Source organism: Ensifer sp. Root1252, from assembly GCF_001425885.1.
GTDB lineage: Bacteria > Pseudomonadota > Alphaproteobacteria > Rhizobiales > Rhizobiaceae > Ensifer > Ensifer canadensis.
On the sequence record NZ_LMDT01000018.1, the window covers coordinates 26,046 to 38,902 of the forward strand.

The following is a 12,857-nucleotide window of genomic DNA, read 5'->3' on the forward strand; positions in this document are numbered from 1 at the left end:
ATGAATGCTGCATCCAACAAACTTGTTGTCACGGCGCATGGCGACCGGGAAATCCGCATCGTCCGCAGCTTTGACGCGCCGCGCCGGCTGGTCTTCGACGCCTTCACCAAACCGGCGCTCGTCAAGCGCTGGCTGACCGGCCCGGACGGCTGGTCGCTGCCCGTTTGCGAGATTGATTTGAGACCTGGCGGGACCTTCCGTTACGTCTGGAAAAGCGCCGAAGGTGTCGAGATGGGCATGGGCGGAACCTATCGCGAGATCCAAGCGCCGGACCGGATCGTGCACGAGGAACTCTTTGACGAGGACTGGACCGGCGGCCAAACCCAAGTGACGACCCACTTCGTCGAGGAGGGTGGGCGCACCACGGTGACGACGGCTGTTATCTACTCCTCGACGGAGACCCGCGATGCCGTCCTCAAGTCGCCGATGGAGAGCGGCATTGCCATCGGCTATGACCGCCTCGAAGGAATCCTGGCCTCCGAACCGGCCGAATAGTCATGGAATGACCGTGGGCGGAGCGATCCGCCCACGGTCCAATTCTCATTCCGTCCAGATGGCGACGTCGACGGGACCGAGCTTGCGGGCACCGACATGGAAGGTAGCGCCAGCGCCAGCCGGCACGTCCGCCGCTTCCTTGCCGTAGTTGAAGGCGAAGTTGAGCTTGCCGCGACGGGTGATGCGCAAATCGCCGAGATCGGCGAGCGCTTCGACCGAAGCCCAGCCAAGGGCGTCATTGATCACCTTTTTCAGCAGGTCGCCACGGGCGGCCGCCGCCATGTAACGCGCCTTGTCGTTGCCGACGAGTGCCGGCGCGCCATTGCGGTATTCCCCTTCGAAGGTCGCCAGCACCGCCTCGCTGGTGCGCACGGTCTCGCGCCAGATGCCGGCCGGATAGGTCTCGTTGCCGTAAAGCACGGTCTCGCTATGAAATTCCGGCAGGGATTCAACGCGAGCGACACTGACGTCGACAAGTGCTGCGAGCGGTCCCGGCGGCAATCCCTCGGGAATGTGCATGTCCTCAGTCTTGCTGCCGCTGCGCGGTCCGAACAAGACCCTGGCTTGCGACGCGACCAGCTTCTCGACAAAGGCCTGATTGGCGATGACAAGGTCTGGCGCCAGCACCAGCTGGTAGCCGTCGAGATCGGAATGCTGGCCGATGAAATCGACGTCGACGCCAAGGCGGGAAACGGTCGAATACCAGTCGAGCGCCGTCGCCGAGGCTGAATAGGTCCGGCTCTGCGGCAGGGCGCGCGTCGCCCAGCGCGAATTGTAGTCGAGCAGGATCGCGACCTTGGCCTTGCCGCGTGCCTCGCCTTTCGGCAGCCGCTTCATCTCTTCTGCGACCTGAGCCACCTCGAGATAGCCTTGGTCGGGCTCGCTGTTGGGAAGCAAGAGGCCGGCATGGAACTGCTCCTGCGCAAACGGCACCTGCCGCCAGCGGAAATAAGAAACCATGTCGACGCCATGCGCATAGGCAAGCCAGGTCCAGAGCCGAACCATGCCATCGGCCGGCGACTGGTTGTGCGCCGCCCAATTGACCGGACCGGGCTGCTGTTCCATCACCCAGACGCGTCCACGGCCGACGGCCCGGTAGAGATCGTGGTTGAAGGCAGGCTGGTCCGGATCGCCGACACGCAGGTAGCGTCCCTTGTCCTCCGGTGAAAGACGACCGTTCAACAGCCCACCCATCGGGTAAACGTCCCAGGACGCGATATCGATGTCTTCGCCGACCTTGTAGTGGTCGAAGTCGGTGTTCTGCGACATGAAATTGTGCGTCACCGGACGACCCGGCGAGTGCTTGCGGATGATGTCGACTTGCGCCTTGTTGAAGCTCTTCACCTGGTCGGACGAGAAGCGGATGAAGTCGACGATATGGGTCGGGCTCGGCTCTTCGACGAGGTTGTTCGGCAGTTCGACTTCGTCGAAGCTGTTATAGTTCATCGCCCAGAAGGAAGTGCCCCAGGCGCGGTTCAGTTCGTCGGTCGTGCCGTAGCGCTCGGCGAGCCAAAGCCGAAACGCCCGCTCGGCCTCGCCGGAATAGCTGTAGATCGTGTCATGGTCGCCATATTCGTTGTCCGTCTGCCAGGCATGGACGAAGGCGTTCTTGCCGTAACGTTCGGCCATGGCCTCCGAGATGCGTGCGGCCTCGATGCGGTAGCTGCGACTGGAGAAGCAATAGTGGCGCCGGGCACCGAACTTGCGCACCACGCCGTTCACGTCGACCGGCAGGATATCCGGGTGACGATCGATCAGCCACTTCGGCGGTGCGGCGGTCGGCGTGCCCAAGATGACCTTGAGACCGGCGCGGCCGAGCACGTCGATCGCGTCATCAAGCCACTCCCAATGAAATTCACCCGATCTGGGTTCGATCTTGGCCCAGGCGAATTCGCCGATGCGCACCCAGGCAAGCCCGAGTTCGACCATGCGGCGGGCGTCCTCTTCCCATTTCTCGCGCGGCCATTGCTCCGGATAGTAGCAGACGCCGAGTTCGAGCATGTCGGTCTCCTGCTGGTCGGCGTTGAAACGGTTCGGTCTCGTCAGGGGCATATGCAAGATCGGGTCCTTCGTCATGCTCTCGGCCGGCTTCACCCGGCACTTTGTCTTCGATGCGAGCGCTCTCCGGGATATAAACGTTTATATCATCAGGCGCAGTCGTGTGGTCGTCGGGTCGTTGTTCGTCTTCAGCGGTTTGGGGTCAAACGGTCGTCGCAGCGCTCGATCAGCTTCGGCATCAAAAGCGTCTGAAGCGCCTCCGGCGGCACGCCTTCCATCCGGCGAAGGATGTAGGTCCCGAGCAGGCTGCTCGGCTCGCTGATCGGCAGGTAATAGGTGGTGATCGGTGGTGCGAAATACTGGCTGACGTTCAGGTCGTCGGTGGCGTTGATGACGGCGTCGCGGCCATGCACGAGGCCGCGCTCGTGGAAACCGGAGAAGGCGCCGAGCGCGGAGGCCTCGTTGGCACAGATATAGGCGGTCGGCGGATTGGAGAGATCCGCCATCGTCAGCACGTTTTCCCGCCCGAAGGCCGGCGTCAACCGCCCATGTGCGACCAGAGCCGGGTCGAACGGCAGGCCGGCAACCTCGAGCGCGCGCCTGTAGCTTTCAAACCGGGTTATGCCGTAGCTCAGATCCGACAGTGGGTTGAGCAGCGCGATACGGCGATGGCCGCGGTCGACCAGTCTCGCCATCGAAACCCGGATCATCTGCTCGTTGTCGGCATCGACATAGGCATGCGGCGCGTTGTGCACGCTGGTGCCATAGGTGACGAAGGGAAAGTCGGCCGCCTGCATCGTGCGGATGCGCGGATCGTCGGCGCGCGTGCCCGAGATGATGATGCCGTCGGCCTTCTTCAGCGACACGATCTGCTGGATGACGGCCTGGCTTTCCTCGAAATTCCTGACCGCATAGAGCGAGACCCGGTACGGGCTGTCTTCCAGCGCCCAGGAAATGCCGCTCAAGAGCTGGGCGTATTCCACGCCTTCCCACTCGTTCTGCTTCGGGCCGGGCGCCGTCATGATCGCCGCGACCTGATAGGTCTTGCCAGTGCGCAACTGCACGCCGTGCATGTTCAGTTCGTAGCCGACGCGCTCGGCCGCTTCGATCACGATCGCGCGCGTCTCCGGGCGAACCTGAGGCGAATGCTTCAGGGCCTTCGAAACGGTGGCAATCGACAGCCCCGTTTCCTGCGCAATGGTCTTGATCGTTGGTCTTTGCATGGCGTCTCGGCTCGTCATGGATTGTCGTCGCTGAGCGATGCCGCCAGCAGGAGATAGACTGCGGATGTCCAGGCGAATGCCCGATCGCGAAGGCCCCTCCCCGACCGCGCATCGAAGTTTTCGGCCATACCGCTTTTGCTGGCAAGTGAACAGAACTTTTCCGCGATTTCGCGCGTTAGCTCAATCTCCCCTTGCCGACGAAGGCCATCCCAGAGAAGAAGCGTCGTCGGCGCCCAGATCGGGCCACGCCAATAGCCATCGTCCTCGTAGAACGAGCTTTTCGGGCTCTCGGTCGCCGGCCCCCAGGCGGTGATGAAGCCGCCGGAGACCAGATGCGCAACAAGCTTTTCGCGCATTTCCGCGGGCAGACGCGTGCCGAGCAACAGCGGCATGAACTGGATCAGGTTTTCGCCCGGCAAGATGCGGTCCGGTACGCCCGCAAGCCGGGCGCCAAACGTTGCGCCGGTCCAGAGGCGCGCGAACAGCAACGCCTGCAAGGCATCCGCCTTGGCGTTCCATTCCGCAGCACGCGCAGGATCGCTCTCGAGCAACGTCGCAAGCGTCTCGCAAGCGAGAATGAGGAATACCGGCAGATCAGGCGAGATGACCGGGCCACCTTCGGCAAAGAAGGTCGCATTGTCCCAGCCACTATCGTTGCCATGGAAATAGCTCGGCAGCGACGTTGCGTCCGTGCGCGCATAGGTCAGCCAGTAGTCGACCTGCCGGCCGATTGCGTCGCGCAGATAGCTCTTGCGCTCCGCCGTCAGGAAATCCGGGTGCCTAGCCGCGATAAGCGACACCGCCCAGCCATGGACCGGCGGCTTGGTGAAGGCGAAGAGCACGTCACGATCATTGATGTAATCGGGCAGGAGACCGGAGCCGTCCTGATGGTCGAAGATCGCTGCGAGCTGGTCAAAGGCGAGGTCCGCATCGACGGCCGCCACACCCAGTGCCGAAAAGGCGTTGTCCCAACTCCAGATGTTGATCATGTGGTTCTTGGACATGTAGATCGCCGGCCGTGTCAGCTGCCCGCCAACCGGCACGCCGTTTGCCCACAGCAGATAGCTTGCCAGCCGATGCGCCGCGTCCTGACCGTGCGCGCCCCTCGGCACCTTGCCGTACCACTTTTCGAACTCGACAGTGACGTCGGAAAGGGCGTCCGCGAAGCAATCAAGCGGCGCTGTCGGCGGCACGGTGCGGAAGAAGTCGACATTGCCCTCGAAAATGCCTGTGCCCGTGAATGCGAAGGAAACGTCGGCCGAGTGGTCGCGCTGCCAGGCGCCCGACACGTCAAGGGTGCCAGACACAGCCCGCGGGATGAATTTCACGTTCTCGACGGCTGCCACGAGGCAATCGACGCCGGTGGGCGTGCGATAGACGTAATCGTAGCGCGATCCTTCCAGGTGAAAGCGCACGCCGGCATTCTGGCCGCGGACATGTAGCCGCTCGCCCTCGCCGATAACAAAAGTCAGCGATCCGGCATTGATGCGGGCAACCAGCCGCTCCGGCGTCAACTCAAAGGTTGCCTGCGCCGGCTTGCCCATTGCATCGAGGAACTCGACGCGGCAAAGGCGACCGAGCGAGGGCCGTTCGTCACCGCCGGCAACAAAGCGCAGATAGAGAGCACGCGCGCCGTCGCCACCCGGCACCTTCATCATCGACAGCGTCAGAAACCGTCCTTTTCGGCTGAAGGGGATATGATCGATATCGAACAGCATCGTTTACCCCTTCACCGACGAGCCGACCGCACCATCCATGATGTAGCGCTGGGCGACGAAGAACAGTGCCAGCGGCGGCAGGCAGAGGATCACCGTGATCGCGGCAATCGAGGTCACGTCGACTTCATGCAGGCCCTTGAACATCGAAAGGCCGAGCGTCAGCGTGTATTTCGACTGGTCGTTCAAGAAAATCAGCGGACCAAGATAGTCGTTCCACGCGTTCATGAAGTGGAAGGTACCGACCAGCACCAGGGCCGGCATCATCAGCGGCAGATGGATGCGCCAATAGATGTCGAAGGCGTTGGCGCCATCCATGCGCGCCGCTTCGTCGATCTCCATAGGCACGGTCATGATGTACTGGCGAAGCAGGAAGACGAAGAAGGCGTCGGCGAAATAGGCCGGCACGATCAGCGGCTTCAGCGTGTTGATCCAGCCCAGCATGTTGAATTCCATGTAGAGCGGAATCATCTTCACGTCCCACGGGATCATCATGGTGGCGAGCAGCACGATGAACAGCGGGTCGCGGCCAGGGAAGCGGAAGCGGGCAAAGCCATAGGCAACCAGCGAGCTCGAGATCAGCTGCCCGATGGTCGAAAACACGACGACGATGACCGAGTTGGTCAGGTAGGTGCCGAAGGGCTGCTTGTTCCAGGCGGCGGCAAAATTCTCCCAGTGCCATTCCGACGGCCAGAAGACCGGCGGGAACTGGTAGAGATCGGCGGTGCTTTTGATCGCCGTCATGAAGGTCCAGTAGAACGGCGCGATAAACAGGGCCGAGAGCAGGATCAGCGCGGAATAGAGCAGCGTCTTACGCATGGCCTTCTCCATCGTTCTGGCGGACTTCGCCTTCGTAGTAGACCCAGGCGGCCGACCAGCGCATCACGCCGAGGCTGAGCGCCAGAACGATGATGAACATCACCCAGGAGCCGGCGGCGGCATAACCCATGTCGAAATATTTGAAGGCGTTGTCGTAGATATACATAGCAAAGAAATAGGTGGAGCCGAGCGGGCCGCCTTTGGTCAGGAGGAGCGCGATGGTCAACTGTTGGAAGGCCGAGATGATCGAGGTGATGAAGGTAAAAAGCAGCATCGGCCCGAGCATCGGCAGGGTGATGAACAGCATCTGGGCCCAGCCGGGAACGCCCGAGACGGTGGCCGCCTCGTAAAGCTCCTTCGGAATGGCTTTGAGGCCGGTCAGAAGGATCAGCATGGTGCCGCCGAGACCCCAGAGGCTGGCGATGATAATCGCGACGATCGCGAGATTCGGATCGCCGAGCCAGTTCGGCCCGTGGATGCCGACGAGCGACAGCATGAAGTTCAAAAGGCCGTATTCCTTGCTGTAGATCCAGCTCCAGATCGTCACCAGCGCGACGCCGGAAATGACGCTCGGCAGATAGAAGGCGGTGCGGAAGAAGCCGCTGGCAAAGGTGATGTTGTGCAGCATCATCGCCAAGAGGAACGACATGACGATGTTGAACGGCACGTAGATCGCCGCGAACTTCACCGTGATCCAGAGGCTCTCCCAGAACTGCGGATCGTCGAACAGCATCGATTTATAGTTGTCGAGACCGACAAAGGCCCGCTCACCGACCACCGGCCAGTCATAGAAGCTCATCGTCAGGGAGAAGACGAGCGGCCCGAGCGTGAAGAACAGGAACCCGAGGATCCACGGGGAGATGAACAGATAGGGCGCTGCGTAGCGCGCGATGGCTGAGCGCTTGCGCCTTGCCACCTTGGGCTCTGCCCCGGCATAGGTCATATCCATCCCCCGTACTCCCTTTGCTTACTTGATCAACCGCTTGGAACGGCTGACGGCATCGTCCAGATGCTGCTTGGCGTTGCCCTGGTCGATCATGGTTGCTTCGATGGCGCGCGCGAGATTGTCCTGCACCTTGCCCCAGTTGGCGTTCTTCAGGAACGCGTGGGTTTCGGTGTTCGAGGTCGCGAGAATGTCGAAGAACGGCTTGTAGATCGGATCGGTGGTCATGCCCTTTTCTTCGGCAACGCTGGTGCGGACCGGCAGGTCGTTGATCCGCATGGCAACGGCTTCCGGCGAGGAGAAGAACTTGACGAACTCCCAGGCGAGGTCAGCGTGTGCTGCGTCCTTGGCGATCGAGATCGCCGAGACGCCGAGCGCCGAATGGGCGGTCTTGTCGCCGAACTTCGGCAACGGCGCCACGCCATACTTGATGCCCGAGGAGTCGATGCCTGCCTTCGACCACATTGCGCTCTGGAACATGGCGATCTTGCCCCCCTTGAACAGCGTGCTGCCCGAGGTGTCGTCGCCGAGGTTGAGCGTGATCGCTTCCTGCGTCTTGGCCATATCGCCGAACATGTCGAGCACCTGGGCCGCCGCATCGCTGTTCATGTAGCCGTCGATCTGCTTGCCATCGTCGGAGATGTACTTGGTGCCGTTCGACCAGAGGAACTGCTCGAAGTCGTAAGGGTCGGGCTTGGCGTCGACGGCAAAGCCGTAGACCTTGTTCTTCTCGTCACGGAACTTGGCGGCCTTGGCGCGCAGATCGTCCCAGGTCCAGCCATCCTTCGGCTCTTCGACGCCGGCCTTGGCGAACATGTCCTTGTTGTAGAAGACGACCTGGGTCGTGAAGCCCGACGGCATGCCGTAGGTCTTGCCTTCGACGCGCGTGGTGTTCATCAGGCCCTTAGGGAAATCGTCCGGCTTCACTTCGGCTGCGTCGCGCGCGATCAGATCGTCGAGCGGCATCAGCGAGGTGTAGTACTGCGGGAAATTCCACATATACATGACGTCGGGTGGGCTGCCGGCGCCGAAGGCGGCGATCAGCTTCTGGTCGTAACCATCGGCATAGGGCTCGACTTGCACCTTCACGCCCGGGTGCTTTTCCTCGAACTTCTTGGCGATCGCCTGCTGGATCGCCAGGCTCTCATCCGTGTCCCAGGTGGCAAAGCGCAAGGTTTCTTCCGCGCGGGCCGTGGCAACTCCAGCCATGGCCAAGACCATGAGCGAGCCGATGAGCGATTTCGTCCTGTTCTGCATGCTTCTCCTCCTCATTCGGGTCACGCGACCCTTTTGCTTTTTTCCTGATTGATCAGCATCTGCGTCTCGGGATCGAGCGCCCGCGCGATCGCCTTGCCGTCGGCATCGAACAGATGGCAATGCTCAGCGGGGATGCGCAGATGGATGCGCTCGCGGTTGGCAACCGGATGCGTGCCGCGCACGACGGCGGTCATGTCGGAGCCATTCTCAAGGCCGATGTGAACATGGCTTTCGGTGCCGAGCCGCTCGACCAGGCGGACGTCGCCGATCAGGTGCGCTTCCTCAGGCGAAACCAGCTCAAGCTTGTCCGGGCGGATGCCGATCGTCACCGGCTTGTCCTTGGCGACGACGGTGGATGACAACGTTCCGAGCGTCAGGTCCCGAACCAGACCACCGCCGGAAAGCGTCAATTCGGAACGGTCCTGGCGGACCAGGTTCGCGGTGACGAAATTCATCCGCGGCGAGCCGATAAAGCCGGCAACGAAGAGGTTCGCCGGCTGATAGAAGAGTTCGAGCGGCGTGCCGAACTGGCTGACCTTGCCTTTGTCGAGCACGACGACGCGATCGGAAAGCGTCATCGCCTCGACCTGATCATGGGTGACATAGATCATCGTGACGCCAAGGCGCTCGTGGAGTGCTGCAAGCTCGACGCGCATGGTCACACGCAGGCCGGCATCAAGGTTCGACAGCGGCTCATCGAGCAGGAACAGCTTCGGCTCGCGAACAATCGCGCGGCCGATGGCAACACGCTGGCGCTGGCCGCCGGAGAGTTGGCGGGGCTTGCGGTGCAACAGTTCGGAGATGCGCAGGATGTCGGCAGCGTTGTTGACGCGGCGATCGATCTCGTCGCGCTTCATGCCGTTCAGCGCCAGGCCGAAGGACAGGTTCTTGCGCACGTTCATGTGTGGATAGAGCGCGTAATTCTGGAAGACCATGGCGATATCGCGCTTGGCCGAGCGCAGATCGGTGATATCGCGATCGCCGAGGCGGATCGAACCGGAATCGAGCTCCTCAAGACCGGCGATCGAACGCAGGAGCGTGCTCTTACCGCAACCGGACGGCCCGAGAAAGCACACGAACTCGCCATCGGCGATATCGAGATTGATGCCCTTCAAGACTTCGAGCGAACCAAAGCCTTTGCGCAGATTTTCAATACGGATAGCTGCCAACGGGCCCTCCCCTGATGGCGAACATTGTGGCAGCCGGCTTAACGCTTACCTTACCACATGTTCGTGTTAAACGTTTATATGCACGATAAAAACGTTTAACTTTGTTGTAAAGCGAAAAAATCGGTGCTTGAGAAATTGCTGTGGGCGATAAAGGGCACAAAACCGATACGGCCGGTTCATGACCGGCCGTATCGTTTCTTGATCAATGGTTTAGGCGTCCGAGCGTCTCGTCGAGCGCATTGAGGAAATGGTCGCAATCCTCGGCGCTGAACGGCGCCGGCGGCTTCACCTTCAGCACGTTGTGGTGCGGCCCCTCGCTGCTGAGCAATATCCGATGCTTGCGTTTCATTTCAGCGATGACGAAGTCGAGCTCGCTTGCGGCCGGTTCCTGGGTCTCGCGGCTGCGCACCAATTCGATGCCGTTGAAGAGACCGTAGCCGCGCACGTCACCGATGATGGCATGGCGCTTGGCCAGCGCACGGGCGCCGTCCATCAACCGGTCGCCGACAACACGGCAGTGGTGCATCAACCGTTCGTCGCGAATGACGTCCAGCACCGCAAGGCCGATCTCGGCCGAAACCGGATTGCCGCCGAAGGTGTTGAAGTACTCCATGCCGTTGGCAAAGGAGGCGGCGATCGCCTCGGTGGTGACGACGGCGGCCATCGGGTGTCCGTTGCCGATCGGCTTGCCCATCGTGGCGATATCCGGGATCACACCTTGCGTCTGGTGCGCCCACATATGGCTGCCAACGCGGCCGAAGCCGACCTGCACTTCGTCGGCCAGGCACAGGCCGCCGGCGGCACGCACATGGGCATAGGCCTCATGCAGATAGCCTTCCGGCAATGTCAGCTGCCCGCCCGTTCCGAGAATACCCTCGCTGAAGAACAGCGCCGGGCGGCGGCCGTTTGCGGCAAGCGCCAGCACCTGGTTGCGCACATCCTCGGCATATTTGCGGCCTGCATCGACGTCGCCATAGCGATAGCGGCCGCGATAGAGATCGGGCATTTCCGCGACCTGGACATGGGCGGGGCGGCCCTCTCCGCCCTTGCCGGCAAACTTGTAGGGGCTGACGTCGATCATGCTCGACAGATGGCCGTGATAGGCATGATCGACGGTGATGACGTCGCGGTTTCCGGTGTAGGCACGCGCCAGCCTGAGCGCCAGGTCGTTGGCCTCGCTGCCGGAATTGACGAAGAAGCAGACGTTGAGTGGGTCGGGGAACTGCGCGGCCAGCCGCAGCGAATATTCGACCAGCGAATCGTGCAGATAGCGCGAATTGGTGTTGAGCTTCTCCATCTGCATCTGCGCCACCTTGACGACGCGCGGATGGCAATGGCCGACGTGGCAGACATTGTTTACCATATCGAGCCAGCGCGTGCCGTCCTCGTCGATCAGATGAGCGCCCTCGCCGCCGACGATCTTCAGCGGCGCTGTGCTATAGGCGATACTGAGCGAACGCCCGATGCGCCGGCGACGTTCACGCACCAGAAAATCCTTGTCGCGGGCGACGATCACCGAAGCCGGCACAGGCAGCCCAAGCACAACGCTCGGATCGGGGCTGACCTCGCGCCAGACCTGCCATTGATCACGCACGCCGACGCCGAACATGCGGCCCTCCAGCCCCAGATGGTCGGTCACCAGCTGGAAATGCAGATGCGGCGCCCAGTTGCCGTTTTCTTGGGTGGCACCAAGGCTCGCAAAGCTTTCGCCCGTGGCGATCGGTTGGCCGACCGTCAACTTCGCCATCGTCTCGCGCGACAGATGGCCGTAAAGCGTCCAGAAGATATCCCCGGCATCGGTGACATGTTCCAGCAGGACGGTCGGGCCGAAGCCGAAGGCGACGGCATCGTCATGAAGGAAAGCGACCTTGCCAGCGAACGGTGCATGCACCGGTTCCAATGCCGGCGCGAAGATATCGACGCCAAGATGGACTGAACGGCGCTCACCGGCGGTTGCCGTTTCGTAGGCGTCGCCCTGATAGATCGCGCGATCCTCGCCGTAAAGGCCGATGCCATAGTCGGCATTCTGCTCGCGAATACGCGCGGCGATCAGCGCCGCTGCCGCCGTGGCATCCAGTGCTGCCCACTGTGCCGCTTCGGGACTGGAGGCGGAGAAATCGAAGACGGCGACCTTGGGCTTGGCGACGGACGGCTTGACGATGGCGGAAAAGTCATGGGCGTTCTGCTCCAGCCAGCGCACGACGGACGCCGCATGCGCGATCGGCGCAAAGCCGCAGGCGTCGCGGATGCGGGCGATCGCAATCGCGCGGTTCTCGCGTTCGAGCCGTTGAAGCTCACGCCAGACGTCTTCCTGGCTGACAAGCAGGTAGGTGTTTTCGGGGTTGTCGCGGATCTGCTTGGCCGCCATGCACATGCTGACGGCATAGCGGGTGCGAACGAGATCGAAGATCAAAGCCGTCTCGGCCTCGCTGATCGGGTTCGCTCGGTGATAGGCGCCCGCGAGCGCTGCGATGGTGCCGACCGCATCCGCCGTGCCGATCAGCGCATAGGCGGCAGCGACAGCGATCTCGACGACGCGCCACGTTTCGACCATATCGCCGAAATCCAGCAATCCGCTGACGCGTCCCTCGTGGTCCAAAAGCACATTGTAGTCGTTGGCGTCGTTATGGATGACCTGTCGCAGGCAGCTTTCGAGGCTTGGCCGGACGGACGACGCGAACCGTTCGAGGATGGCGCGAACCGCTTCCCGCTTGTCGTCGCCGTCGATCAGACCCACGTGGTTCAGATGCATATCGGCACGGCCGATATCCCAGGCATAGACGCGTTTCGTGCCGGCATGGGCAAAGCCCTTGAGGCTTTGGTCGAGCTGGCCGAGCAGGTGCCCGAGCGTTTCCGCGCTCGTCAGACCGCGGGACGCGGATTTCACCCAGATATCGCCGGGTAGCCAGGTCAGGAGCCGCGCGGTGCGCTCGCCGCGCACCATCGCTTTCACGGTTGACGCGCCGGCGCGACCGGGCACTGGCCGCGAGACCGGCAGATCGACTGCCGTTTTTGCGAGGTGGTCGAGCACCGCGACTTGCATGTCGAGTTCATCGGCATCGCCTGGCGCGTGCAGCTTCAGGAGATATTGCTCGCCGTCTTGCGCGCGAACGCGATAGTTGAGGTCGTGCTCGCCCGGCAGCGGCGAGATATCCCCTTCGATGCCATAGGTCTCGATGAGCAGCGCCCGGATTGCCGCCAGTTCCTGCTCAGCCTTCAAGTCTTCCTGTGCCATGCC

9 protein-coding genes are annotated in these 12,857 nt (G+C 62.0%); 1 reads left to right on the plus strand and 8 read right to left on the minus strand.

Features of this window, described 5'->3' with window-relative positions:
* Window positions 1-495 carry an SRPBCC family protein gene (locus ASD02_RS19145; protein ID WP_057221047.1) on the plus strand — a complete coding sequence of 165 codons (495 nt, stop codon included), beginning with the start codon at window positions 1-3 and terminating at the stop codon, window positions 493-495.
* Window positions 496-540: 45 nt separating this feature from the next.
* Here the strand turns inward: ASD02_RS19145 and ASD02_RS19150 are convergent, their stop codons facing one another.
* The 8 genes from ASD02_RS19150 to ASD02_RS19185 form a co-directional block, all read right to left on the minus strand.
* Window positions 541-2,553, minus strand: a complete 2,013-nt coding sequence (locus tag ASD02_RS19150; RefSeq protein WP_057221055.1) for a beta-galactosidase — start codon at window positions 2,551-2,553, stop codon at window positions 541-543.
* Between the two features lie 128 nt (window positions 2,554-2,681).
* On the minus strand, window positions 2,682-3,716 hold the full coding sequence (locus ASD02_RS19155) for a LacI family DNA-binding transcriptional regulator (protein WP_057209756.1): 1,035 nt from the start codon (window positions 3,714-3,716) through the stop codon (window positions 2,682-2,684).
* 14 nt (window positions 3,717-3,730) lie between these two features.
* Window positions 3,731-5,434, minus strand: coding sequence for a trehalase family glycosidase (locus tag ASD02_RS19160; RefSeq protein WP_057219061.1), 1,704 nt, complete (start codon window positions 5,432-5,434; stop codon window positions 3,731-3,733).
* A gap of 3 nt (window positions 5,435-5,437) precedes the next feature.
* The gene (locus ASD02_RS19165) at window positions 5,438-6,250 is read right to left on the minus strand and encodes a carbohydrate ABC transporter permease (RefSeq protein ID WP_025429197.1); all 813 of its coding nucleotides are present in this window, start codon (window positions 6,248-6,250) and stop codon (window positions 5,438-5,440) included.
* Entirely contained in the window at window positions 6,243-7,199 is a 957-nt protein-coding gene (locus ASD02_RS19170; protein ID WP_057209759.1) for a sugar ABC transporter permease, read from the minus strand. Before ASD02_RS19170 ends, ASD02_RS19165 begins: the two co-directional genes overlap by 8 nt.
* 18 nt (window positions 7,200-7,217) lie before the next feature.
* Window positions 7,218-8,450 (minus strand): sugar ABC transporter substrate-binding protein, encoded by a 1,233-nt coding sequence (locus tag ASD02_RS19175; protein WP_057209761.1) that lies wholly within the window; start codon window positions 8,448-8,450, stop codon window positions 7,218-7,220.
* Window positions 8,451-8,470: 20 nt separating this feature from the next.
* Window positions 8,471-9,619: a sn-glycerol-3-phosphate ABC transporter ATP-binding protein UgpC gene (gene ugpC, locus ASD02_RS19180; RefSeq protein WP_025429200.1), complete on the minus strand. Its 1,149-nt coding sequence runs from the start codon at window positions 9,617-9,619 to the stop codon at window positions 8,471-8,473.
* Window positions 9,620-9,821: 202 nt separating this feature from the next.
* Window positions 9,822-12,854 carry an aminotransferase class III-fold pyridoxal phosphate-dependent enzyme gene (locus ASD02_RS19185; RefSeq protein WP_057221048.1) on the minus strand — a complete coding sequence of 1,011 codons (3,033 nt, stop codon included), beginning with the start codon at window positions 12,852-12,854 and terminating at the stop codon, window positions 9,822-9,824.
* Window positions 12,855-12,857: the final 3 nt, after the last annotated feature.